This window comes from Photobacterium salinisoli (assembly GCF_003614885.1).
Lineage (GTDB): Bacteria > Pseudomonadota > Gammaproteobacteria > Enterobacterales > Vibrionaceae > Photobacterium > Photobacterium salinisoli.
Genome location: NZ_QZMS01000003.1, coordinates 1 through 24,948 on the forward strand (window position 1 = coordinate 1; position 24,948 = coordinate 24,948).

Consider the following 24,948-nt stretch of genomic DNA (forward strand, 5'->3'; position numbering starts at 1 on the left):
GTAGGAGTCTGGACCGTGTCTCAGTTCCAGTGTGGCTGATCATCCTCTCAGACCAGCTAGGGATCGTCGCCTAGGTGAGCCGTTACCCCACCTACTAGCTAATCCCACCTGGGCCAATCTTAGCGCGCGAGGCCCGAAGGTCCCCCGCTTTGCTCCGTAGAGATTATGCGGTATTAGCCATCGTTTCCAATGGTTATCCCCCACACTAAGGCATGTTCCCAGGCATTACTCACCCGTCCGCCGCTCGCCGCCCATGAACGCCCCCGAAGGATTGTTCATGTCGCTGCCGCTCGACTTGCATGTGTTAGGCCTGCCGCCAGCGTTCAATCTGAGCCATGATCAAACTCTTCAATTAAAGTTTTGTTGCCTTTCCGAAGAAAGGCGGCTCAGTGATTACTGATGTTCCAACCGAAGTTGAAACGAATTGACTGTGCCGGTAACCCTTTCGAAAAAGCGCTACCATTTGGTCACTCAGTTCACTGATAAATCTTTTATGACTGTATCATTGTCGAGTGCCCACACAGATTGCATGGTCAAATTGTTAAAGAGCTTTTCCAGACTTGCCGTTGGCTTGTCTTGGACAGGGCGGCCATTCTAACGAATCAAACAAAGTAGTCAAACAATTTTTTATTTGCTTTCTTTGTGCCGCCTTTCATCAAAACCGAACTGATGTTTTCATCCGTTCCCGTCTTGGTGAGGCGGCATTATAGAGACTTGGAAAAGACTGACAACCCTTTTCTTAATAAAAAATGTTTAACCGGTCATAATTTCAACTAATGTGAAAATATGCGCCTTAAGTCAACATTATACGATCAATACATTCACTTTCTGGTAATCGTAAAACTATGCACGTACTATTATTGTGATTAATTTGTTAAATAAATCGCCTTCTAACTTTTCAATCGATGACACTGTAGCTTGCCTATGAAATTTTCCAACTCACACACTATGATCATTGCGCTGATAACTCTTATTGGTGCCATCATATTTAGCTTCATTTCTTCTACCGCTGCGATAGCTTTCGCACTGGGTGCCGTATTATCCGGATTTGCCAACCATTACCTGAATACTAATCAGGATAAAAGTATGACGGGTGATGAAAACCAGAGCAGTAAAACCCTCTATGTCGGAAATCTCCCCTATCGTGCTAACGAGAGTGAAGTCAAAGATTTATTCTCAGAGTACGGGGAAGTCTTTGCCGTTCGCTTGATGAAGGATAAACGAACAGGGAAAAGACGTGGTTTCGGTTTTGTAGTCATGAGCAGTAAAGATGCTGACTACGCCGTCAGCAAACTTAATGAGAAAGAATTTGGTCAGCGCACATTAAAAGTGCGTGAGGCCAATGATCCTAAAAACGAGGATAGTCAAGACTGATAACCTGCCCCAGATCCATAGCCAGTAGATTGTGATTTAATGTCACAACATTGGAGCTCGCATCAGTATGATAGGTAAAATTCTGCCGCTGCGGTGACCTTTCATTGGCTATGTCTCCTAACAGTGAATTGACCCGGCTAGCGATTGCGCTACCGGAGTCAATCACATTCGTGGCCTGGACAAACACTTTACTGATTTCCTCTTTTATCAGCGGAAAGTGAGTACATCCGAGTACAACCGTATCGATTGTCGTTTGGAACCAAGGCTGCAATATCCCCGTCAACTCGTCCAGATCGACCTTAGCTCCCCGTAGTTTCATCTCTGCCATTTCAACCAGGCGCGTGTTGCCCAGCAAGTGGACCTCGCAATCTGAAGCAAACTCCTGAATCAGAGCCTGGGTATACTGGCGTTTTACCGTAGCCGGTGTGGCTAATACGCCCAGGCTTTTCGTTTTACTCAGTAATGCTGCAGGCTTGATTGCAGGCACAACCCCAACCACAGGCAAACTCAGTGCGGCGCGCAGAGGAGGCAAGACGATAGTACTTGCGGTATTACAGGCAATCACCACCAGATCTGCGTTATGTTTGGTGGTCAGAGACGACACAATATGCAGGGTACGCTCAACCAATACCGCCTCGTCCAACTCACCATAAGGAAAAGCCGCATCATCAAATGCGTAGATATATTGATAATGTGGCAACTGGCGGTATATCTCTTGATACACGGAGAGGCCGCCCACACCAGAATCAAAAATAAGGATGGTTTTCACAACGTCTTTCTGACTGCTCCGGAATAGAAACTCTCATCATACTGACTGACAGGCAAAAGCCAACTATCGCCCGTCAGTTTGCTGTGAGTCTGGTACTGAGATCCGATAGCGAAGATGATGAAACCGTCCTTGATTGTCTATATGCAGCGGTTCAATCACCAATTGTCCTGAAAAACACGGGGCATCAACCACCAGAGTATGGAATTCGCCGTCTTCTCCACAAGGGTCCACCTCATCAGGCAACCGGGCAAGTAAAGAGTGATTAAACCATTGACCGCAGAACTCACCACTGAGCTGGCTGGTATCCACTGTGGTCAGAATCGTTTTTATCCCCCGTTGCAGAATCTCCTCGGCCAGCAGCTGGCTGTTCTCGCCCAGCAAAGGGAAGGCACATTGCCAGCCGGCCGGCTCGATATAGCTGCGACGATAAGCCTCAATACCGTTGCAAAACATGTCGCCAAATGCCACGGCTTCAACGGCCAGCCCGCTGTTGCGAATCGCTTCCACCACCAGTGATTGATACACCTCATTGGGAGGAAATACCTCAGGAAGTGGTATTTCAACCAAAGGCAGGCTTGTCAGCCTGGCCTGCGACCGAACCACATCAATGGGTGTTGCCTGAAACGGCACTTCAGTACCCACGTAGGTAGTAAACAGGCCAACCACGTCATAGTCAGCGTTTTCTAATAAACGTAATAACGTCAGGGTTGAGTCTTTACCGGATGACCAGCTGACGATCACTTTCTTCGGTTTCATTGTCGCCTCACGAAAAAGCCGCCCGGAGGCGGCTAAAGGTTAGAACTGGTAAGTCACAGAAGCGTAATAACTTCTTTCCTGAGTATTGTAGTTCTGAACCAATTCGTACTCTTTATCAAACAGGTTCGCAACACGGCCGCTCAACGTCACTTGCTCAGACAAATAATAACTGGCCGCGACATCAAACAGTGAGTAGCCACCCATTTCGTAGACACCGCCACCAAAAAGGTTTTCTTGGCGTTCACCTTGATAAAGATAGTTCAATGAAGCCTGCCAATCTGCCGCGTTATAAACAATGTTCCACTTGGCATTTTGTTTCGCTACACGGGACAAGGGTTGATTCAAGTTCTTATCTTTTGGATCCAGGTATTCAAGGGAAAGATGATGATCAAACGCGCCTGTTTCAAAAGCGGCCACCAGCTCGATGCCTTTGATGAGTGCATCATCATTCTGACAGCTTCCTGACTGACAGGAAATGCGGTTATCAATGTCATTCTGATACGCAGCTAGTCGCCAATAAACCGCATTAAGCTGACCATCGAATGCGACTTCGACGGTTTTCGATTCCTCAGGCTCCAGAGTCGGATTACCGAAATTCGGCCAATATAAATCGTTAAACGTTGGGGCGCGAAAACCTGTACCGGCATTACCCGTCAGACGCAGTGCATCACTGAAGCGCCAACCTGCACCCAACTGCCAGGTAAACTCAGTGCCGTACTGCTCGTTATCATCAACACGGACGCTGGCCTCGGCCTGAGCCTGCTGACCATCATGATTGACAGTGACATAAGCCGCTTTATTATCACGATCTCCTTTGTCATAACTGTTGAACACTTGGTTCCAGCTATCCCACAGGTTCGAATCTTTAACTTGATCATCGGTATACTCCAGGCCCGCTCCCAGCCAGGTTTGCGCCTGAACCAGTACTGTATTTCGCCAGCTGATAACATTCCTGTCCGTAACAATCTTACTGCCCGTCACTGAAGGATCCGCATTTTCAGCTTCATCCCGATTCATGGCAAGGATCAACTCAGAGCTGAACTGATCGTTGTCATAAACCAAACGGCCAGATACGTTGTACAGTAAGTTATCGGTTTCTTCCGAGCCACCAAAAGAGTCATCAAACTCGATGTTGCCCTCGTGGTAGTATGCATTGCCCGCAAGGGTCCAGTTATCATTCAGATGAATCCCAGCATCAATCAGGCCATCCCGGTTACGAAAACCATCGTCATCGTTGCTACCAAAAGAGGCAACATCCTGACCCTCAGCCTGCTCAAAATTCGCAGCTACCTTCACCCATCCCCGATCCCCAAGACGATTGGCGACACTGCCGGTTAATTGCTGATATTTCTCTGAGCCAAATTCGGCTTTCACTTCACCTGACATCTTCTTAGGCTGCGAGTCGGTAATGATATTAATGACACCAGCGGTTGCGTCGGCACCATACACAGCAGCACGATTACCACGCACGAACTCGATGCGCTCAATGCCTGTTAACGGAAGTTGTCCAACATTCGTGAAACCTGTAGTGGCGCTGCCAATACGCACACCATTTAACAAAAACAGAACATTGTCACTGCCGCGAACATAAGTGCGGCCAAGATGACCGTAAGTACCATTGGTACTAATCTGCACACCCGGTAAAGTTCGTAATACTTCCGTTAAACTGTTCGCCTGCATAGCATCAATATCAGCTTTAGTAACCACTGAAACAGGTGCAATGAGATTTTTTGTAGACTGTTCAAAACGGTTGGCGGTCACCACCATGGTCTCATCAGTGGTAGTCTGGGCGGAAACGAGCGAGGATTGCAGACACAAAGGTGCCAACGCCACGGCTAAAAGCGTTTTTTTCATTGTCATGGATACCTTAAATCGCGTTGAAATCTGGGCAGTCTCCATACTGCCTGTCTCGCTGGTCGGTCTTCGGACTTGAGAGCATGGTTGAACAACCGCCTAGGACAACGACTTCCCATTTCGACTGGCCGGCATTGCGCTTGCCTATTGAAACAGTGTCTGGCTATCAGCCCTGTGTCTTTCGTTCTCTCTTACCGCTGCGCGTCAGTTACGGATTCTCACCGTATTCCCCGCCTGCTAACAGGCAAACCAGCGCAGCGGAATGCTAGTTTTCCCGGTCGGAATTGTCTAGTTTAGTTTGCTATTAGTCATGACAAATCTATCTGGCTGGCATTTTTCTCCCCCCTTTCACTGGACATCAGTCAGCAATGCAATAAAATCTGCGCTCTTATTTTGAGCAGTTTTGAGGCAACACCATGGCAGCAACCCCTATCAACCCCGCCACCTACCAAGCACAACTGGACGAAAAAGCCGAGCGTATGCAAGCGCTGTTTGCTGACGTAGACACCCCGGAGTTGGAGGTGTTCGCTTCTCCTGCTCAACACTACCGTATGCGCGCTGAGTTCCGTGTCTGGCATGAAGGGGAAGACCTGTATTACATCATGTTCAATCAGGAAACCCGCGAGAAATACCGTGTCGATCAGTTCCCGCAAGCCAGCCGTTTGATCAATGATTTGATGCCGTTGCTGGTTGATGCGATGAAACCGAACCGTGCACTGCGCCATAAACTGTTTCAAGTCGATTTCCTGTCCACACTGAGCGGAGAAATTCTGGTTTCCCTGCTTTATCACCGACAGCTGAATGAAGAGTGGGTCGCAGAAGCGAAAGCCCTGAAGCAAAGGCTGAATGATGAAGGGTTCAATCTCAACCTGATCGGTCGTGCACGTAAACAGAAAATCGTGCTGGATCAGGATTATGTGATTGAAAAACTGACGGTTCACGATCAAACACTGACCTATCAGCAGGTAGAAAACAGTTTTACTCAGCCTAACGGTGAAGTGGCGCAAAAAATGCTGGAGTGGGCGGTCGACTGTACCCAGGACAGCGAAGGTGATCTGCTGGAGCTGTATTGCGGCAATGGCAACTTCTCGCTGGCTCTGGCAAAGAATTTTGACCGTGTGCTGGCCACAGAACTGGCCAAGCCGTCGGTAGAGTCGGCACAGTACAACATTGCGGCGAACAAGATCGATAACGTGCAGATCATCCGTATGTCTGCTGAAGAGTTTACTCAGGCGATGGAAGGGCAGCGCGAGTTCAGACGCCTGAAAGATAACAACATTGATCTCAGCAGCTACAATTGCAACACCATTTTTGTTGATCCGCCCCGCTCAGGCATGGACGAGGATACCTGTCGTATGGTCCAGGCCTATGAGCGTATTATCTATATCTCCTGTAACCCGGACACCTTAAAAGCCAACCTGGAGATTCTTGGTCACACCCATCGCATTACCCGTTTTGCGCTGTTTGATCAGTTTCCTTACACCCACCATATGGAAGCAGGGGTGATGCTGGAGCGCAAATAATCCCGTGCGAAAGCGGCACAAACAAAAAAGGCGCCTGAGGCGCCTTTTTTGTTTTCAATGCCGGGGTGTTATGCATCATCCTGAGATTTGGATTTTGACTTAGGCTTCATTACCCCCATGCGGTAAGCGACCCACAGCAGCAGTGCCAAAGAGATCATCAACGGCAGGAAGTTAGAGCCCATATCCGGTGCCTGCGCTCGCAGAAAGGCAGAATAGCCAAAGGCGCCGACCAGAAACAGAGCAAAGGCTATGGCCGGGGTCCCTTCCGCCATCGGGCGGGTCAGGTAGTCCTGATACATACAATACACAGTCATCACAAAAGCAATCACCGGAAAAATAGAAAAAGCGACGGCACTGGAGGTAAATACTGCCAGCGTGGCGTTACCGCACAGTCCTGCTAACAGTGACAGGATTAAGGTCTTGCGTTCTGCTTTAACTTGTTGCTTGTCCATATCTTCACCAACATACTCAATTAAGGTTTATGCGCCAGCGTGTTGCGCTCACGCTCTTTACGATACCAGTAAGCTCCCTTGGCTATCATCCGCAGTTGCATGATTAAGCGCTCTGCATGTTCTGCCCGCGACTGACTGTCCAGATCCAGAGCATCCGCTCCTGAACTGAACACCAAAGTCACTAACGCTTCAGCCTGGATATAAGCTTCTTCGTGCCGGCTACCGCCTTTGGCTTCCAGATACTCAGTAAGTTCCGCCACGAAGTGCTGAATTTCTCTCGCCACAGCAGCACGGAATGCCGGCGAAGTGCCTGAGCGTTCCCGTAACAGCAAACGGAACACGTTCGGGCTGCTTTCAATAAATTCCATGAAGGTTTCAACAGAAGTGCGGATAACACTGCCTTCTTCAGCAATTCGCTGGCGAGCCTGACGCATCAGCTGGCGAAGCAGTAAGCCACCTTCATCAACCAATGTTAGTCCAAGTTCATCCATATCTTTGAAGTGACGATAAAAAGATGTGGGCGCTATACCAGCTTCACGCGCAACTTCGCGCAAACTGAGATTGGAAAAACTGCGCTCAGCACTGAGCTGGTTAAAGGCTGCGTTAATCAGTGAACGCCGGGTTTTTTCTTTTTGTTGGGCCCTGATCCCCATGGGTTCCTGCTTCTGTTAAGTTGCCAGTTTGAGTCTCACTATACCCGCTTTCAGCCACTTGATCAGCGTCAATCCACACTTTGCCGCTGGGAATACTAACGGCCCTGTACGGTGGAAGCAAAATCACAAACGTCATTTTCCCCGCCGGCTCACAAACTGCTGCCTGCCAGAGATAAAAATGGGGGTTTCTTCTGCCACAACGTGATCCTACGCGCTCTATCGGGGAGTCGCGATTTTCCCTTCGATGGGAAAACGTTACACTCCGCACCACAGAAACAATCGGATAATTAAGGCGGCCCATGAGCATTCAACACCCCACGACTCCTTCTCACTATGATGTGATTATTATCGGCAGCGGACCCGGAGGCGAAGGGGCCGCCATGGGACTGACCAAAGCGGGTTTCAGCGTCGCTATCATTGAACGTGAAAGTCGTGTAGGCGGCGGCTGTACCCATTGGGGCACCATCCCGTCTAAAGCACTGCGCCATGCGGTCAGCCGTATTATCGAATTCAATAAAAACCCGCTCTACAGCAAGAATACCACCACACTGCACAGCACTTTCAGCCAGATCCTGGGTCACGCGCAGACAGTAGTCAGTAAACAAACGAGAATGCGTCAGGGCTTTTATGATCGCAACAGCTGCCCCATCATTGCCGGTGAAGCCAGCTTTGTCGACAAACACACCATACGTGTGCGTAATCACGACGGCAGCCATGACACTTATACCGCCGACAAGTTTGTGATTGCCACCGGCTCACGCCCTTACCAGCCCAAAGATGTCGACTTCACCCACCAGCGCATCTACGACAGTGATTCCGTTCTGCGTCTGCAGCACGACCCGCGCCACATTATTATTTATGGTGCCGGGGTGATCGGCAGTGAATATGCCTCTATCTTCCGCGGTCTGGGGGTAAAGGTTGATCTCATTAACACCCGCCAGCGCCTGCTGGAATTTCTCGATAACGAGATCTCTGACTCGCTGTCTTACCACCTGTGGAACAACGGTGTGATGATCCGCAGCGGAGAAGCCTACAGCAAGATTGAAGGCACAGAAGACGGCGTGATCCTGCACCTGGAATCCGGCAAGAAAATGAAAGCCGACTGCCTGCTGTACGCCAATGGCCGGACAGGTAACACAGATCGCCTCAACCTGGAAGTGGTCGGGCTCACGCCGGATTCACGTGGCCAGCTATCCGTCGACCAGAACTACTGCACCGATGCCGATAACATTTATGCGGTAGGTGATGTGATTGGCTATCCTAGCCTGGCGAGCGCCGCGTATGATCAGGGCCGTTTCGTCGCCCAGGCCATCGCAACCGGCCAGGCTCAGGGGCAGCTGATTGACCATATTCCAACCGGTATCTACACCATTCCTGAAATCAGCTCTGTGGGTAAAACCGAGCAGCAGCTAACGGCAGAGAAAGTACCGTATGAGGTGGGACGGGCGCAGTTCAAACACCTGGCACGGGCACAAATAGCCGGTACCGACGTTGGTAGCCTGAAGATACTGTTCCACCGCGAAACCAAAGAAATTTTAGGCATTCACTGCTTCGGCGAACGGGCCTCAGAGATCATTCACATTGGTCAGGCCATCATGGAACAGAAAAATGGGGGTAACAGCATAGATTACTTTGTGAATACCACCTTTAACTACCCCACCATGGCTGAGGCCTATCGGGTTGCTGCCCTGAATGGACTGAACCGTCTGTTTTGAAAGCACCGCTCCGCAGCAAGTTCTGGGGAGTTGTACACACCATAAAAAAACGGCGCCGAGGGCGCCGTTTTTGCGATTGGTACTCAGCTTATCGGCGGTTACCGCGATACGCCGGTGATGGGTTCAGTACCATGTGACGGTTAATGTCTTTAAACAGCAGGTAGCGGAAGCGGCCCGGGCCACCGGCATAACACGCTTGCGGGCAGAAAGCACGCAGCCACATATAGTCACCGGCTTCCACTTCTACCCAGTCCTGATTTAAGTGGTATACAGCTTTACCTTCCAGAACATACAGGCCGTGTTCCATCACATGCGTTTCATCAAACGGAATAATGCCGCCGGGCTGGAAGGTTACGATATTGACTTGCATGTCGTGACGCATATCTGCCGAATCAACAAACCGGGTTGTCGCCCAGGCATCGTTGGTGTCGGGCATTGGCGTTGGCTCAATGTCATTCTCATTAGTCACAAAGGCGTCTGGCACCTCGATGCCATCTACAAACTCATAGGCCTTGCGGATCCAGTGAAAACGCACCGGCGCATCGCCATTGTTCTTCAGGCTCCACTTTGCTGATGGCGGCAGGTAAGCATAACCGCCGGTTTCCATCTGATATTGCTCGCCTTCCAGCGTCAGGGTCATCTCACCTTCTACCACAAACAGCACGCCTTCCGCACCCGCATCCAGTTCGGGTTTGTCGCTGCCGCCCTGAGGGGAGACTTCCATGATGTAGTGGGAAAACGTTTCAGAAAAACCGCTCATTGGCCGGGCAATCACCCACAGCCGGGTATTGTCCCAGAACGGCAGGAAGCTGGTCACTATATCGCTCATCACCCCCTTAGGGATGATGGCATAAGCTTCGGTAAACACCGCGCGGTCAGAGAGAATCTGTGTCTGCGGTGGCAGGCCACCTGTGGGGGCATAATAAGTATTCCGAGCCATTACATATGTCCTTTCATGTAAAGCAGTATGACTGCGCCAATGGATAAACAGAGTCTTGACGAGGCTGCTGTTTCAATTCTGAATTGTGTTGATTGTAGATCATGGCTATTTGATTTATAAATTAAATAACTTAATGCCAAGTAGTGGAATAGCCACTGATAACAGATTATGAATCAGAACAAGACATTAGACCCGGTGCTGTTGCGCAGCTTCGTCGCCGTGGTTGACTCCGGCAGCTTTACCCGGGCTGCCGACAGCACTCACCTCACTCAGTCGACCGTCAGCCAGCAGGTCCGCAAACTGGAGTCTCAGCTCGGCTGCGAACTCCTGCACCGCAAAGGCCGCTACATCGCGGCAACGCTGGAAGGAGAGAGAGTACTCAATTATGCCCGCCGCATTCTGCAGTTAATGAGCGAAGCGGTTGTGCAGACCAGTGTCAGCGCCGAACAGCAAAAAATCCGGCTGGGGGTACCGGAGGACTTTGCTACCCACGCCATTATGCCTACGCTGCATGCTTTCTCGACCGAATTTTCGGGTATCCGCTTAGAAGTGAAAAGTGGGTTATGCAGCGACATATGGCGGAAATTTCAGAATAACGAGTTGGACTTGGCACTGGTCAAACAGCGACAGGGCAGTCTGCCGGGGTTGGCCAGCTGGCCGGAACCCTTGTGCTGGATTGATAGTTTACACAGCAACAACCTCGACAGGCAGCCGGTACCTCTGGTGTCTTTTCCTATCGGCGGGCTGTATCGCAATGAAATGGCCCACACATTTGACAGTCTGGGCAGAAGCTGGCGTTTAGCCTACGTGAGTACCAGTCTGTCAGGTGTGTGCTGTGCCGTCGAGGCAGGCCTGGGGATTTCGCTGCTGCCCAGAAGGCTGGTGACTGAACATCACAGAATTCTGGATGAAAATGACGGACTGCCGCCGGTGCAGGATATGGAAGTCACCCTGCATACCCAAGATAAGCTGTCGGCGCTGAGCAAAACCCTGGCAGAGCGACTCATCAACACCTGTGATCGCATTTTTGAACATGAAGTCTGATGCCGGATTTTTCCAGACGGCTGGAAACGTACCCTGGCCTCTGTCTGTCAAAGAGGCCAGGACAAGGTATTAACTGGCTTCCATCATCCGGTTGTCCGGTGTCAGAATATCTGCCCAGGGCAGGCTTTCATCACCCAGCGTAATAAAGTTCGGATTCTCCAGCGTATGGCGCTCATTGTAAGACAAGGGAGTCAGGTGGGTATTGAGAATGCGTCCGCCAGCCTCTTCCACAATGCACTGTGTCGCCGCAGTGTCCCATTCGCCTGTCGGCCCCAAACGCAGGTAACAATCGACCGCCCCTTCCGCAACCAGGCAGGATTTCAGTGCCGCTGACCCCAGCGGCACTAAGTCGTAATTCAGTGCAGGATCCAGCCGGTTGGTGATCGCCCGGATATCCTGGCGGCGGCTGATAGCCACCGCTATCGAGCGCGTCGGCCCTTCATGCTTGTGGGTCGAGATGGCGACCGTTTCACCCTCGGGGGTAATTTTCCAGGCTCCCTGCTGGCGGCAGGCATAGTAAACGACGCCTGACACAGGCGCATATACCACGCCCATCACAGGGTGATTGTTCTCAACCAGAGCGATTATTGTGGCAAAATCGCCACTGCCGGCGATGAACTCTTGCGTACCGTCGAGAGGATCGACCAACCAGTAACGATCCCACTGCTGACGCTCTTCCAACGGAATGGCGGCATCTTCTTCAGACAACACAGGAATATCCGGAGTCAGTTCGGTTAACCTGTCCAGCACCAGCTTATGAGCGGCCAGATCAGCGCTGGTCACAGGTGTATTGTCAGTCTTGATCTGTTTTTCAAACTGACCGCGCTGATAAATATCAAGGATCACCTGCCCCGATTCCCGGGCAATTTCTATCACGGATGGAATTAGCATCGACAGCTCCATCTCACACTCCTGCTAAGATAAGTACTTCAAGGCCAGAAACAAAGCGGTGATGCTCCTGGCTTCAGCAAAATCAAGATGGCTCAGTAATTCTTCGGCCTGTGACAATGGCCAGCGCACAATATCCAGCGGCTCAGGTTCATCGCCGATCAGCTTTTCGGGAAATAAATCCTGCGCGAGAAACAGCGTCATCTTGCTGGAAAAATAAGAAGGTGCCAGCACGACCTCTTTCATTGGCACTAACTGTCTGGCTCCAAAACCAATTTCTTCTTTCATTTCCCGGTTGGCCGCTTCGTCAGCCGTTTCGCCGTGGTCGATCAAACCTTTGGGAAAGCCAAGTTCGTAGCGATCCGTACCCGCAGAGTACTCACGCACCAGCAACAGATCACCCTCGGCCGTCACAGGCACCACCATCACAGCATGCCGGCCGCTGGGTTTCATGCGCTCATAGGTACGGGTCTCACCGTTACTGAAACGGAGATCAAGAGACTCTATTTTAAACAGGCGCGATTGTGCCACCACCTCGGTTGCCAGAATTGTCGGTTTCTTATTCTCTGCCGCCATCGTATTTCCCTGTCACTTGGTCTGTCTGCTATTAAATGGCATGGCGGTCATGAAATAAAGGAAAAATACGTATTCAGATACATTTGATTGCCCTCAACCCGCCAGACCAAGGTCGCTGTACAGCCACTGACTTACAGACGACCTGTATATCGAATAGGATAACGGCCATTGGCATCCGGGTTGCCCAGCCATTTCAGCTGTTCCTGTAACCCTGACGGCAGCTCGGCCCCCGGCTTAAACCAGCCGTTCAGGTTATAGCGCTGATCTGTCGTTAAGCCCGCTTGCCATTCGCTGCTTACCTGGGCTGAGGCCTGATTGGCATTCGCCGCCAGTTGTCCGTCATTACAGTTCAGCTCAGCCAGTACCTGACCGGGATCCACATCACCCAGCGGGGTGCCTATGCTGGCTCCACTCCATACCAGCCCGCCTTCCAGTAACTGACAGTATGGCACCGCAAACCTGTAGTCACGCACCGTCAGTTCCAGATTACCACCCAAATTCAATGGTACCGGCAGACGAGCATATTGCACCACCTGCTGAGCTGGCAGAGAAAGCAGCAAGTTCTGCGCATACAGGCCGCCGAGGTCCGCGCCCACCAAACCTCGTCCTCTGAGCCCCAGATCACTGCCCTGACCGAGTCGCACCGCAAATTCTGCGTTGGCGGTCAGCAGCTTCCACGGGCTGAGTTCCCAGTAAACCTGACCCAAATTCCACTGCTGCCAACGAACCTGGCTCGCTGTTCCTTGCCAGGGTGTTCCGCTGATACCAGTCACCGATAGGCCAGGCATCTTGGGCACGTACTGCCATACCCAGCTCGCCGGCAAATGCACCAGCAGGCTGACTATCAGGGCCAGTGCAAAACTCAGCCCTAAGAATATTTTGTACCTCACGCTTAGCCTCGTCCCAGCTGTAAACGGTTCACTTCCACCAGCCCCGCCTGATTAGTTTTTGATACATCCAGAAACTGCGCTTCAATACCGTGTTCCTCACGCAGAAAAGCCAGCCAGTTGACTAAAGTGTTAAATGGCAAAGGCTGCACCCAAACCTGCACGGCTTCTTCACGGGGCTGCATTCTGATCAGTTCGATACGAAAACGGCGCGTGGTTTCATTGACAACCTGATTCAACCCCTGCGGGCTGACACTGCCGGTGGCACCGGTTTTCGCCCGCAAAGCCGTGATGTCGTCGGCCTTCTCGCTGACCCAGTTCAGTAGCTGACGCTCGGTCTGCAGATTTTGCTCCGCAGATTCCGCCCTTTGTGCCATCGGCTGCCAGATCCCCCAGTACAGCACAGCGATCACCAAGGCTATAGCGCCACCTATCACCAGACGCTGCTCACGCGCGCTTAATGCTTTAAACCACTGATTCACGAACGTCTCCTCAGCACCAGCGCACCACTGACCTGTTGGCCGTCACGGTTAAGCTGGCCCTGTTCAACTTCAAACCCTTCCACCAGCAAAACCCTGAGCTGTTCGAAATGCTGGAATTCACCCGCCACCGCCTGCAACCTCAGTTCATGGCGGTTGTGATCATATTTCAGATTCTGCACTGAGATCTGCGGCACTTTCAGTAACGCCGGACGCAGCTCAATCAGCCAGGGCAAAATACCCTGACCCGATTCCGCACCACCCAGACGTGAAAGTTCCTGATTCATCTGGCGTTTCAGATAACTGCTGGTGGGAATATTGTTAAATTGCGGCAGTACCTGACGAAAGATACGCTCACTCTCTGTTTTATAGGCCAGTGCCTGATTTTCCATACCCTGCACACGCACCACATACTCAGCCACCAAGACACCCAGTACCAGCGCAGCGGCAATACCCACTTTCCGCCAGGGCTTAAGCGCCTTGTGCCAGGTCGGTTGCAGTTTATAGGGGCCAGACAGTAAATTGACTTTGGTATCATCAGCCCCTTTCGCCAACAAGGCCATCACCAGCTCAGGCGCTTCAGCCTGCCAGTGTCCCGGCATGCCGGATGGCGCTGGGGTGAAATGACGAATTCGGTGCTGGCTGACCGAGTCTTCCGCGTCATCCGTCAACGCCTCGGCAGCGGTTTGCGCATCGGCGCTCTGCGCTTCAGGGGATTCCTCTTCCATGACCTGACTGATTAGTGGCACCTGTTGTGCCATCATCCAGCTCGCCAGCCATTCGGCATCGGCGCAAATTCCCTGGGTCGCCGACTGGCGCAATAGCCACTGACCATCAATTTCGGCGGCACTGTAGCTATTGTCAAAGGCGGGTAAACAGAGACAGTCTGGAATGATTTTCCGTACGGCCAGTCCGGCCTCGTCACATAACGACAACCAGTGCTGCATCCGCTGGTGTCCTACAACAGCAACATCCGCCTTGTCGGCTTCCCGCTTCAGCAGATGAATGTGCAGGTCATCAACATCCTGGGCCAGCTCTTCTTCCAGCAGATACGGCAGTACCTGTGCCAGTTGACGCCCGGACCCTGATGGAATCGATACCTGACTCAACAGTACATCGCTGCCTGATACCAGCAGATACACAGGCCGGTTTTCCCCGTATGCCGCCAGTTCACCCAGCTGATCAGTGTCAGCCAGTTCACCCGAGGCAATCACTTCCTGTTGCTGTGGCGACCAGACCAGCCAATGTACCGGCCCGTCAGGACGGCTACTCAGCCTTATCGTCAGAAACTCGCTCACTCATTCCTCCATAACGGCGACGTACCACAGTCACCTTGTTCTCCCCGTCTCGTTTGAGCAGGGCTAATATTCGCAATCGCGCGCGATCCACTGTCACTTCAGCATCGAGCTCAAAAAAATCACTTGTTACGGCCAGATAAGATTTGGCCTGCTTGCGCGCCGCTTCAGTCAACCGATTTATGGCCCCTTCTGCCAAAAAGGCATCCACATCCTGCCAGCCATCATAAGGGCGGTTCTCGATCAGCTGACGGGCATCATCCAGACTCAGTTCCGGGCTAAACACGCCGACCAGAAGGGCCGCCTGGGCTGGCTGGATCGTATTGACATTGATCAGCAGATCGGTCGACGGCAACGCACACAGCAAAGGACGAGCCTGCTGGTACATAGTGGCACTCACGCCATTCACCGCGCGAAACTCGGTCACATCGGCCATCAGATTTCTGGGGGGCAGGTACGCCGGTGAAAAACCCTCATAGCTGCTGTCGCCCGCACCGTAGGCGCTGTACACCGTCTCGTCGGGATCGACATACTCCCACACCGAATCCGCCGCCACTTCCGCTTCATAGCTTTCCGCTCCCGCTTCCTCTAGCAGGGCCTGCAGAAAACGTACCCGGAACGGCTTCTGGCTGCGATCCTGTTCAGGGGCCTGACCCGACAAGGCATTCAGGTTATAGCACGCCTGCAGATCATAGATATTTCCCTGCACTTCGCCATTATCCAGCGGATAGCTCTGGCCTTCGGTAGCCCAGACCTGGCTTAAGTTTACCGTGTCGCTGTCCGCCAGGCTCTGCTCTATCGCCACTTTGGCCAGTTGCTCCATACCCTGGCTGTACCAATAAGCCTGCTGGTTAAAAACCTGATTCTCAACCCGATAAAAATTCAGCTGCAGTCGATCTGTCATCTGAACCGCCAGCAAAGTCATCATGGCTAACAGCAGCAGGGCAACAATCAGGGCAACCCCTTGCTGTCTGGCGGGAGACTGTCTCATGAGGCGGTGTCCTCATCCTGCTTTTCCGTGTTTGGTAACACCGCCTCCGGCAGCATATACACCCGCTCTATCTTACCCAGATCTTCCAGTGTCAGAGTGACAGCAATGCCCTTGGGTAATCGCGTGTTATCTGACCAGGCTTCCTGCCAGCCTTGCGAGCCATAGTAGCTGAACGACAAAGCCGTCACACCTTCCAGCACCTTACGCACCAAAGGCTCAGTGCCTACCACAGTGTCGGGATAGCGAAACCACACCCGTTCCAGTTTGTCATCAATAATGCGATAGCCCACCCGGAGAATTTCACTACGGGGAAACATTTGCTGCGGGTTCTGCCAGCCATCACGGGTGAAAATAATGCCATCACTGGCAGAGTCGAGCAGGTATTCGCCACTCTGCAACAAAGGGCCACTCTCGTTATTGCCCTGCTGCCTGACCTGACGTCCGATGATTTGACGGAAATCGTTGTCCAGCATCAGTATGGCGCGCTGAATGTCCTGTAACCTCTGGTTATGCTCCCGCGACTGTTCATCGCTTCGCTGAACCCCGTTCATGACCTGATAGGCCGACAGGCTGAACATAGCAAACACAGCAATGGCCACCAGTACTTCGAGCAGTGTAAATCCCGCGTGCCGTGATAATGGCTGACGATGCTCAGTTCTCAATGTAAGTCCTTAAGGTCGCCGCCCTGTCTTTCAGTGCCTCATCAGTAGCCACCACGATATCCAGGGCCCTGAGATAACCATCGGCTGTTGCCGTACTTTTGATCGACCAATACCATTGCCGTCCGGCGAGCTCGGATTTTCCTTTCTTCTCGGCAGTCAGCCGTTCGCCTGCAATGCGAATCCGGGCCAGCTCGTTGTCCGCCACCATAGTAGCGAAGGTTTTCTGCTCCAGATAACCCATGGCATTGATATGTTGACCAACGGCCCTCATCACCCCCAGTGCAGCTGTCGCGAAAATGGCCATAGCAACCAGCACTTCCAGTAACGTGAAGCCAGCTTGTGACGATGGTTTCCGCCAGAATAACATTACTCTGAATCCTCTCGGGTTGCTCCGGGTTCGAGCAGGTGCAGCTGTCCGACTTCATCTGCTTCCACTGTCCAGACATCACCCTCGCCACTGGCATCAAACGACACCGTAAAAGGCGTATACTCACCACTGGACATCACGATGATTTGCGGTGGTTTGGCTTTTTTATCTTCTTCACTGGCAAAAAGGTCTTCGTCAAACAGCGAGCCCGGTTCGAACAGACGATCGTCGTCCTGCCAGGCATCGCTGCCTATCTTGACTTCCATGCCGAGCGTATCGGGCAAAGTGACTTCACTGAAGTACCGTGAATCCTTGAGGGGTTGCCAGCCTTTAGGGTCCAGTTCAAAAAACTGGTAGCCCTGCCGATCAACCCGGACACCGTAATCACGGCCATTGAGCATGGCATCTTCACCCAGCAGCTGCACCAGATAATAAAATCGCTGAGATTCTTCTTTCAGCACCTCATTTTTAGGCGCTGGCAGCGTCATCACAACAGCCACAGCGCTGGTAGCTAACAGCACCAGCACCAGCATCAGTTCAATCAGCGTAAATCCGGCAGCTGCACGTTTCATAGGCTGAATTAACGGTAATCCAGCATATTCCAGTTACCGATATCGGTATTGACCTCTTCACCGCCTTCCTGGCCGTCAGCACCCAGGCTGAAGACATCAACCGGGCCATGTTCACCAGGCATCACGTAGTTATAGTCATTACCCCAAGGGTCTTTAGGCAGACGCTTGATATAGCCACCGTTACGGTAATTACGGGGTTCAGGGCTTGACGAAGGCGCAGTTACCAGCGCCTCCAGGCCCTGGTCTGTGGTTGGATAAACACTGTTATCCAGCTTATACATATCCAATGCCTGCTCCAGTGCGCCAATATCGGTCACGACTTTCTGCTGATCGGCCTTTTCTTTATTACCCAGCAAGTTCGGGACGACCAAACTGGCCAGTACGCCCAGAATCACGATAACCACCATGACTTCCAGCAGGGTAAAACCGCGTTGTTGACGTTGCATTAAAACACCTCCAAAAGGGAAAACTACATGCCCACCATGTTATTCAGGGCAATGATTGGCATCAGGGTCGCGATGACGATAAACATCACTACCCCCGCCATTACTACAATCAAAAGGGGTTCAAACACCCCCAGTGCCATGTTAACCAGAGATTCGAAATCTCTGTCCTGATTATCGGCCGCCCGGGTCAGCATCTGCTCCAGCTCTCCACTGCGCTCACCACTGGCTATCATGTGGAGCATCATGGGCGGAAAGAGCTTAGTCTGTTCCAGTGAGACGCGAAGACTGGCGCCTTCCCTGACCTTATCGGCCGCCTCCAGGATTTCCTGATTCACCCAGGTATTGGTCATGACCTGAGAGGCGACCTTCATACCATCCAGCAAAGGGATGGCACTGGAGGTACAAATTGACAGTGTGCGGGCGAAGCGGGACGTGTTCAGGCCACGCGCCACTTTACCGATCACAGGGACGCCCATCATCCGTCTGTCCCAGCGCAGCCGTAAATCCGGACGACGCAACGCCATCCGGATACCCACAATCAGCAGTATGATGGCCAGCACGACAGCCAGTCCCCAGTGCTGGACAAAATTACTGGCGGCCAGCAACACTTGGGTGATCTGCGGCAATTCCTGCCCCATATGGACAAACTGATCCACAATTTTCGGCACCACAGTGGCCAGCAGAAAGGCCACCACAGACACGGCGACCAGAGTCAGCATGGTCGGGTAAATCAGCGCTTGCTGCAGCTTACTGCGCATTTTCTGGCGGTTTTCGGTGTAGTCGGCCAGGCGGTTGAGCACGGTATCCAGATGACCGGATTTTTCCCCTGCCGAGACCATGGCCCGAAACAGCTGATCAAAGATATGCGGGAATTCTGCCATGCTGTCTGCCAGCGTATAGCCCTCGACCACTCTTGAGCGCACCGCCAGCATCATGTTTTTCAGGCGGACTTTTTCACTCTGCTCAGCCACCGCGCGCAGACATTCTTCTAATGGCATGCCTGCCTGAACCAAGGTGGCCAGCTGACGGGTCAGCAGGGACAACTCGTTGGTGCTGATCCCGCGGCGAAACGCAATCCGCCCGCCGGCCTTGCGCTTTTCACGCTCATGGCTCTGGCTGACTTCAACCGGGATCAATCCCTGCTCACGCAGTTGCTGGCGGATCTGGCGGGCTGTGTCGGCCTCCATGACGCCTTTTTTCTGACGTCCTTTGGTATCAAGGGCCTTATATTCAAATGCTGCCATCAGCCCTCCCTGGTCACTCGCATCACTTCTTCAAGCGTGGTGATACCCTGGCGGACTTTGGCCAGACCATCATCACGGATGCTCGGGGTGTGCTGACGGATCACTTTCTCTATCGCCTGCTCACCGGCATCAGCATGGATCAACTCCTGTACCTGTTCGTCCACCAGCAGCAGTTCGTGAATCCCGGTTCGGCCTCGATAGCCTTTGTTATTACAATGCTCACAACCCACCGCATGGTAGAGGGTCAATGACTCATACTCCTGCACATCGAACAGCTTTTTCTGTTCACTGTCTGCCTGATAGGGATCGCGGCAATGAGGGCACAGCGTCCGTACCAGACGTTGCGCCAGTACTCCCAGCAAAGAAGAGGAAACCAGGAAAGGCTCGATGCCCATATCACGCAAACGCGTCACCGCACCAATCGCAGTGTTGGTGTGCAGGGTCGACATCACCATATGACCGGTCAGAGAGGCCTGCACCGCAATGGAGGCGGTTTCCAGATCACGGATCTCACCGACCATCACCACATCCGGGTCCTGACGCAGAATCGCCCGCAGCCCCCGGGCAAAGGTCATGTCCACTTTGGTATTCACCTGAGTCTGACCGATCCCATCGATATCAAATTCAATCGGATCCTCAACCGTCAGGATATTGCGCTCATGGCTGTTCAGCTCCTGCAGGCCGGCATATAAGGTGGTCGATTTACCCGAGCCGGTCGGACCGGTTACCAGTATGATGCCGTGCGGACGTGCAATCAGGTACTGGAAGCTTTTATGAATATGGGGAGTCATACCAAGGCTGTGTAAATCCAGCCGGGTCGCATTTTTATCCAGCAAACGTAAGACGACACGCTCACCGTGCGAGGACGGCATGGTTGACACCCGCACATCCACCGCCCGGCCCCCGATGCGCAGAGAGATTCGGCCATCCTGGGGCACACGCTTCTCGGCGATGTCCAGCCGGGCCATGACTTTGATCCGGGACACCAGAAGTGGCGCCAGCTTACGGCTCGGCGTCAGCACCTCGCGCAGCACGCCATCGACGCGAAAGCGAATAGATAAGGTTTTCTCAAAGGTTTCGATATGGATATCCGACGCCCCTTCCTTGATCGCTTCAGCCAGCATGGCGTTGATCAGCTTGATAATTGGCGCGTCATCTTCCGATTCCAGCAGGTCTTCGGTTTGCGGCAATTCTTCAGCCAGCGAGAAAAAGTCATCGCTGTCAGAGCCCAGATCTTCCATCAACTGACGCGCTTCCGACGAATCACGCTGATAGGCATCAGTCAGTCTTTGTTCAAATTCGCTGGGCTCCAGCGCTTCAACGCGGAAACTGCGGCCGGACACCCGGCGCACTTCCGCCAGCACCACCGCTTTTAACGGGCCTTCATGATAGAGCACCCTGCCGTGTTCACCCGTCTCAAGCACCACTTTATGACGCTTGGCGAAAGAAAACGGCAAACGGAACTGCACCAGATCAGCCGGGCGCAGAGTGTCCATCACTTCTCCTCCAGACGGGATACGAATGCCCGTACTTCAGGGGGCAGAGAAATGTCTTCGCCATATCTCGGCAATACCGGGGTTTTAGTCTCCGGCATCAAACGCAGGCCTTCATCAGCCTTGTACAGCTGCTCTGCCCGGATATAGTTGTACTTACGCTGGGTAATACCATCGGCCGTTACGCCATCCCGAATAATGGTCGGCTTGATAAAGACCATCAGATTGGTTCTGCCCTTGCTGGTATTGTTGGATTTAAAAAGGTGGCCCAGGATAGGAATATCGCCAAGAATCGGGATCTTGGATTCATTTTCGTTAGTCTCATCCTGGATCAGACCACCCAGGGCAATCATCTGGCCGTCCTGGATCAGCACTGAGGTCGTGAGCTGTCGCTTGGAGAAACGCACGTCAACCGCGCCATTGGCGCCCAGTACGTTAGAAACTTCCTGTTCAATCTTGAGCTGGACAGAATCCCCTTCGTTAATCTGCGGGGTCACTTTGAGCTTGATACCCACTTCTTTACGTTCCACGGTCTGGAAGGGGTTGTCGTTATTGGAGCTTGCCGTTGAGCCTGTGACGACCGGCACTTCCTCACCGACAATAAACGAGGCTTCGCCATTGTCCATCACGGTAATGCTGGGCGAAGACAGGATATTCGATTCACGGTCTGTGGCCACCGCATTAACCAGCATGGTCCAGTCACCCATGATCAAGCCCAGTACCGCGCCATTGGCACCAGAGAGTACCTGGCCCAGTGTCGAAAAGTCGCCGCTTTCAGTAACTTCTACGTCAACCAGGTTGTTATTGTTGTCAAAACGCTGCTCGGTCCGGGTGGTGTCCTTCGCTTCTTCCAGACCAATCAGATACTGTCCGACCGGCACATTGGAGTTATTAAACTGCACTATCCCATTTTCTTTCGAACCGTACTGGATACCGAAGTTAATACCGGCCCCTTCAGAGAGTTCCACTATCATGGCTTCAATCAGCACCTGAGCGCGGCGGATATCCAACTGGGCAATAATGTTTTCCAGCGCGCGCATGATATCCGGCGGCGCCGTCAGGATCAGGGCATTGGTGTCGGCATGCGCGGCGATCATCACATCGTTGCTCTTAGCAACCGCAGCAGCCTGACCATTACCCTGCTTTTCGGCCTGCAGGTTATCGGATACCCCTTTGAGCACATCGACCAGCTCTTCGGCATTGGCATATTTAAGATAAACGACACGGTTGTTACCCGAGCTCGCCATTTCTTTATCCAGCTGGCGTATCAGGCGCTTAAGACGCTCACGAACTTTAGGATCGCCGGACAGCAGCACAGAGTTGGTGCGCTCATCCGCGACTAATTTAGGCTGCAGGAACTCAGGCGTCGACTTGGCATCGGCCGACTTGTTCAGGGCATCGACAATGCGCACCATCTCTGCGGCAGAAGCATTATTGAGCTCAACCACATCGATCTCTTTATCACCGGCACGGTCAACCCGCTCAATAATATCCGCCAGGCGATTAACGACGGCCGCACGGCCTGTGATCATGATGATATTTGCCGGGTCGTAGTGCACCACGTTACCCGCGCCAGCGTTATCGTTGAGCTGACGCAACAGAGGAGACAGCTCCCTCACGGAGACATTGCGGACTGCCACCACCCGGGTCACCACTTCGTCACCCTGCGCCTGGGTTTTGCTGTCAACCACAGGAATTGAAGAAATTTTCGCGTCTTTGTCACGGATAACTTTCAGTACGCCGTTTTCCATTTCGACGACGGCAAACCCATACACTTCCAGCACGTTGAGGAAAAACTGGTAATATTGTTCGTCGTTCAGCAGATCATAGCTGCGCACATTCACCTGCCCTCTGACAGAGGGATCCACGATGATAGTCTTCTGCAGATTACGCCCAACAATGTTGATAAACTCTTGAATATCAGTTCCTTTGAAACTGGCGCTGAATTCACTTGCCATCAGGGGAGTCGACAGCAGGCTGGCCGCCAGCCACAGGGTGCCCTTACCCATCCATTTCTTCACAAAAAACTCCTGCGTATGTACGCAATGTATTCGTGCTGCTATTGCAGCTCTATCAATATGTCATGTAACTGCCCGTCACGCTCTACTGTTAATGTCAGCTCAGTGGCAGAGGACAGCTCAGTCCACAACCGTGCCATCACGGCCGGGTCTTTCAAATCATTGCCGTTAAGACTCACTGCCAGATCTTCCGGCTGCAGCCCAACAGCATCAAAAAGCACACGGTTTTTCCCTGGATTAACCCGATAACCTATCAGTTCGTCATCCTGCTTTACCTGAGATAAGCGAATGTATGAAAAGAGATTTTGCGGCTTCTCCATGATCTCTTGTTTTATCTGCGCCAGATCGTCACCCGCTCCCTCGGACTCGGTAGAATCAGGCTGTACTGTCGGCTCGGGTGCCTGTCGTACAGCCGGTGCAGTAGAAGGGGCTGACGCCGAAGACCCATTCTGGCCAAACTTTTGTCCATCCAGCATCAGTGTCTCATCGCGCCCGTTGTTACGGATAATGACCCGATCAACAAACACCCCCTGCAAGGTCGCGCGCGTGCCGTCAATGGCTTCATTCAACCCATAGGTATTCTGCTTACCCCGATTGGTGATCACCGCCAGACTGGTTTGCGGGTTGTTACTCGCCACCACCCCAACCAGTGTCAGGTTAAGTTTAGTCTCTGGCGCATCCTGTTTGACCGGTTGCTGGGGAATCACCTTAGGGGCATCCGCCCGATAACGGCCAAACAGCTCAAGTGTCAGTAATTCAGAGACTTGCAGCCCCTGCTGATTGGCCCCGCCAGACTTAATGCTGGGTGCCTGCCAGGCCGGTGGCGCTTCCACTGGCTGCAATGCCGACCACACAAGACGCCCCAGCATCCAGGCCAGAACAACCACCAGACACCAGGTCACGATTCGGGTCAGAGACTGCATTGAGGGCATACGTTTTCCCGCCACTGCCTGACGCCAGTGCATTGTTACCCTAGCTACATCCATTTGCTGTTTTCTGCCTCATGACTCTTTGTAATCAATAATATGACAAGAAAAGCCCGGATTGAGTTCCAGTTATTTCAAGCGGATTTTTGCTTACCGCAATCCCGACGCTCATCTTGTTGCATGACAGGTTAATATAGCAAACCCACTCACTGAAAAAATACTACTCATTTAGCAGTGTGTTATTTCGTGTGAGGAAATTCCCATTCATTGTTGAATTTGCGATCCGGCATCACCATTTAATAACTACTGTGTACCTGTAATGCTGACTTTTTGTGCAACGAAACAAGGTCTGACACTCACTTGGCACTACCGAGCAACCACATACTGTTAATGCACTGTGTCAGTTCGAGCCAAAACCTAGGGTATTTTTCCCCAGGCTTTTCGGGTCGTTAGCCAGAATGTGAAGCGGGTGATCTGTGGCTACCCCAAATGACCATCACTTTCGCTCAGAGACAATCCGGCAGGTAAACAGCCTATGCAGCTGACGCGGCATTTCCATTATGATATTTTTAGCGCCCGTTTGGGTAAGGAGCCTGTTTTATGAGTCGGCAACCCTCCGAATCCGATACAACAGAAGTGCGTTTGGACAAATGGCTGTGGGCTGCCCGCTTTTACAAAACCCGCTCGATCGCACGAAATATGATCGACGGTGGAAAAGTGCACTATAACGGCCAGCGTTCCAAACCCAGTAAGCTTGTCGAGCTGGGGGCCGAAATCAAACTTCGGCAGGGCAATGAGGAAAAAACAGTCACTGTCCTCAAAGTGTCCGGTACACGCCGAGGCGCACCAGAAGCCCAAACCCTTTATCAGGAAACGGCAGCCAGCCTGACTCAACGCGAGCAACAGGCACAGATGCGCAAGCTCAATTCGCACAATCCGCACCCGGACAAGCGCCCGGATAAAAAGCAGCGACGCGATATACTTAAGTTTAAAAGCAATCACTGACAGTGAGTGCCGGAGAAAA

25 protein-coding genes, 1 rRNA gene and 1 riboswitch are annotated in these 24,948 nt (G+C 52.3%); of the genes, 5 read left to right on the forward strand and 21 right to left on the reverse strand.

The genetic code is table 11. The features are described from left to right. Nucleotides 1-355: ribosomal RNA gene (locus D6M16_RS00015) — 16S ribosomal RNA — on the reverse strand; the annotation flags it as partial. A gap of 569 nt (nucleotides 356-924) precedes the next feature. On the opposite strand from D6M16_RS00015, the gene D6M16_RS00020 reads away from it, so the two are divergent. Then, nucleotides 925-1,374: an RNA recognition motif domain-containing protein gene (locus D6M16_RS00020; RefSeq protein WP_120510037.1), complete on the forward strand. Its 450-nt coding sequence runs from the start codon at nucleotides 925-927 to the stop codon at nucleotides 1,372-1,374. Here D6M16_RS00020 and murI read toward each other — a convergent pair. The 3 genes from murI to D6M16_RS00035 all read right to left on the reverse strand — a co-directional run bounded on the left by murI (nucleotide 1,349) and on the right by D6M16_RS00035 (nucleotide 4,753). Then, entirely contained in the window at nucleotides 1,349-2,143 is a 795-nt protein-coding gene (gene murI / locus D6M16_RS00025; protein ID WP_120510038.1) for a glutamate racemase, read from the reverse strand. The two genes, D6M16_RS00020 and murI, sit on opposite strands and share 26 nt — an antisense overlap. A 63-nt stretch (nucleotides 2,144-2,206) precedes the next feature. Beyond that, the gene (locus D6M16_RS00030) at nucleotides 2,207-2,899 is read right to left on the reverse strand and encodes an adenine nucleotide alpha hydrolase (protein WP_120510039.1); all 693 of its coding nucleotides are present in this window, start codon (nucleotides 2,897-2,899) and stop codon (nucleotides 2,207-2,209) included. Between the two features lie 39 nt (nucleotides 2,900-2,938). Continuing rightward, on the reverse strand, nucleotides 2,939-4,753 hold the full coding sequence (locus tag D6M16_RS00035) for a TonB-dependent receptor domain-containing protein (protein ID WP_162940885.1): 1,815 nt from the start codon (nucleotides 4,751-4,753) through the stop codon (nucleotides 2,939-2,941). Nucleotides 4,754-4,796: 43 nt separating this feature from the next. After that, nucleotides 4,797-5,022, reverse strand: a riboswitch (cobalamin riboswitch). Nucleotides 5,023-5,169: 147 nt separating this feature from the next. Between D6M16_RS00035 and trmA the strand changes: the two genes are divergently transcribed. Then, nucleotides 5,170-6,276 (forward strand): tRNA (uridine(54)-C5)-methyltransferase TrmA, encoded by a 1,107-nt coding sequence (trmA, locus tag D6M16_RS00040; RefSeq protein WP_120510041.1) that lies wholly within the window; start codon nucleotides 5,170-5,172, stop codon nucleotides 6,274-6,276. Between the two features lie 68 nt (nucleotides 6,277-6,344). Here the strand turns inward: trmA and D6M16_RS00045 are convergent, their stop codons facing one another. Next, a complete protein-coding gene (locus D6M16_RS00045; protein WP_120510042.1) occupies nucleotides 6,345-6,728 on the reverse strand; it encodes a YijD family membrane protein in 384 nt (127 codons plus the stop codon). Between the two features lie 20 nt (nucleotides 6,729-6,748). Beyond that, complete coding sequence (fabR, locus tag D6M16_RS00050; RefSeq protein ID WP_027251541.1) at nucleotides 6,749-7,381, reverse strand: HTH-type transcriptional repressor FabR; 633 nt, start codon at nucleotides 7,379-7,381, stop codon at nucleotides 6,749-6,751. Between the two features lie 299 nt (nucleotides 7,382-7,680). On the opposite strand from fabR, the gene sthA reads away from it, so the two are divergent. Further along, nucleotides 7,681-9,096 carry a Si-specific NAD(P)(+) transhydrogenase gene (gene sthA, locus D6M16_RS00055; RefSeq protein ID WP_120510043.1) on the forward strand — a complete coding sequence of 472 codons (1,416 nt, stop codon included), beginning with the start codon at nucleotides 7,681-7,683 and terminating at the stop codon, nucleotides 9,094-9,096. Nucleotides 9,097-9,184: 88 nt separating this feature from the next. Here the strand turns inward: sthA and D6M16_RS00060 are convergent, their stop codons facing one another. After that, the gene (locus D6M16_RS00060; RefSeq protein ID WP_120510044.1) at nucleotides 9,185-10,036 is read right to left on the reverse strand and encodes a bifunctional allantoicase/(S)-ureidoglycine aminohydrolase; all 852 of its coding nucleotides are present in this window, start codon (nucleotides 10,034-10,036) and stop codon (nucleotides 9,185-9,187) included. 168 nt (nucleotides 10,037-10,204) lie between these two features. Here D6M16_RS00060 and D6M16_RS00065 point away from each other — a divergent pair, with 168 nt between their 5' ends. After that, nucleotides 10,205-11,080, forward strand: coding sequence for a LysR substrate-binding domain-containing protein (locus D6M16_RS00065; protein WP_120510045.1), 876 nt, complete (start codon nucleotides 10,205-10,207; stop codon nucleotides 11,078-11,080). A gap of 69 nt (nucleotides 11,081-11,149) precedes the next feature. Here the strand turns inward: D6M16_RS00065 and cysQ are convergent, their stop codons facing one another. The 14 genes from cysQ to gspC all read right to left on the reverse strand — a co-directional run bounded on the left by cysQ (nucleotide 11,150) and on the right by gspC (nucleotide 23,963). Further along, nucleotides 11,150-11,983 (reverse strand): 3'(2'),5'-bisphosphate nucleotidase CysQ, encoded by an 834-nt coding sequence (gene cysQ / locus D6M16_RS00070; protein ID WP_120510046.1) that lies wholly within the window; start codon nucleotides 11,981-11,983, stop codon nucleotides 11,150-11,152. A gap of 12 nt (nucleotides 11,984-11,995) precedes the next feature. After that, nucleotides 11,996-12,544, reverse strand: coding sequence for an ADP compounds hydrolase NudE (nudE, locus tag D6M16_RS00075; RefSeq protein ID WP_120510047.1), 549 nt, complete (start codon nucleotides 12,542-12,544; stop codon nucleotides 11,996-11,998). 131 nt (nucleotides 12,545-12,675) lie between these two features. After that, a complete protein-coding gene (locus tag D6M16_RS00080; protein ID WP_120510048.1) occupies nucleotides 12,676-13,434 on the reverse strand; it encodes a type II secretion system protein N in 759 nt (252 codons plus the stop codon). 2 nt (nucleotides 13,435-13,436) lie between these two features. Continuing rightward, the gene (locus D6M16_RS00085; protein ID WP_046221877.1) at nucleotides 13,437-13,913 is read right to left on the reverse strand and encodes a type II secretion system protein M; all 477 of its coding nucleotides are present in this window, start codon (nucleotides 13,911-13,913) and stop codon (nucleotides 13,437-13,439) included. Beyond that, nucleotides 13,910-15,208: a type II secretion system protein GspL gene (gene gspL, locus D6M16_RS00090; RefSeq protein ID WP_120510049.1), complete on the reverse strand. Its 1,299-nt coding sequence runs from the start codon at nucleotides 15,206-15,208 to the stop codon at nucleotides 13,910-13,912. Before gspL ends, D6M16_RS00085 begins: the two co-directional genes overlap by 4 nt. Next, nucleotides 15,177-16,196 carry a type II secretion system minor pseudopilin GspK gene (gene gspK, locus D6M16_RS00095; RefSeq protein ID WP_162940886.1) on the reverse strand — a complete coding sequence of 340 codons (1,020 nt, stop codon included), beginning with the start codon at nucleotides 16,194-16,196 and terminating at the stop codon, nucleotides 15,177-15,179. The genes gspL and gspK overlap by 32 nt, the downstream gene beginning before the upstream one ends. Beyond that, a complete protein-coding gene (gene gspJ, locus D6M16_RS00100; RefSeq protein ID WP_120510050.1) occupies nucleotides 16,193-16,858 on the reverse strand; it encodes a type II secretion system minor pseudopilin GspJ in 666 nt (221 codons plus the stop codon). Before gspJ ends, gspK begins: the two co-directional genes overlap by 4 nt. Further along, a complete protein-coding gene (gspI, locus tag D6M16_RS00105) occupies nucleotides 16,848-17,225 on the reverse strand; it encodes a type II secretion system minor pseudopilin GspI (protein WP_120510051.1) in 378 nt (125 codons plus the stop codon). The genes gspJ and gspI overlap by 11 nt, the downstream gene beginning before the upstream one ends. Continuing rightward, nucleotides 17,225-17,797: a type II secretion system minor pseudopilin GspH gene (gspH, locus tag D6M16_RS00110; RefSeq protein WP_120510052.1), complete on the reverse strand. Its 573-nt coding sequence runs from the start codon at nucleotides 17,795-17,797 to the stop codon at nucleotides 17,225-17,227. The genes gspI and gspH overlap by 1 nt, the downstream gene beginning before the upstream one ends. Nucleotides 17,798-17,805: 8 nt before the next feature. Then, a complete protein-coding gene (gene gspG, locus D6M16_RS00115; RefSeq protein ID WP_120510053.1) occupies nucleotides 17,806-18,243 on the reverse strand; it encodes a type II secretion system major pseudopilin GspG in 438 nt (145 codons plus the stop codon). 23 nt (nucleotides 18,244-18,266) lie between these two features. After that, nucleotides 18,267-19,487 (reverse strand): type II secretion system inner membrane protein GspF, encoded by a 1,221-nt coding sequence (gene gspF, locus D6M16_RS00120; RefSeq protein WP_120510054.1) that lies wholly within the window; start codon nucleotides 19,485-19,487, stop codon nucleotides 18,267-18,269. Further along, a complete protein-coding gene (gspE, locus tag D6M16_RS00125; protein WP_120510055.1) occupies nucleotides 19,487-20,983 on the reverse strand; it encodes a type II secretion system ATPase GspE in 1,497 nt (498 codons plus the stop codon). Before gspE ends, gspF begins: the two co-directional genes overlap by 1 nt. Beyond that, the gene (gspD, locus tag D6M16_RS00130; RefSeq protein ID WP_120510056.1) at nucleotides 20,983-23,001 is read right to left on the reverse strand and encodes a type II secretion system secretin GspD; all 2,019 of its coding nucleotides are present in this window, start codon (nucleotides 22,999-23,001) and stop codon (nucleotides 20,983-20,985) included. Before gspD ends, gspE begins: the two co-directional genes overlap by 1 nt. Nucleotides 23,002-23,039: 38 nt before the next feature. Further along, on the reverse strand, nucleotides 23,040-23,963 hold the full coding sequence (gene gspC / locus D6M16_RS00135) for a type II secretion system protein GspC (protein ID WP_120510057.1): 924 nt from the start codon (nucleotides 23,961-23,963) through the stop codon (nucleotides 23,040-23,042). A gap of 561 nt (nucleotides 23,964-24,524) precedes the next feature. Here gspC and hslR point away from each other — a divergent pair. Next, nucleotides 24,525-24,929, forward strand: coding sequence for a ribosome-associated heat shock protein Hsp15 (gene hslR / locus D6M16_RS00140; RefSeq protein ID WP_036758979.1), 405 nt, complete (start codon nucleotides 24,525-24,527; stop codon nucleotides 24,927-24,929). Nucleotides 24,930-24,948 lie beyond the last annotated feature (19 nt).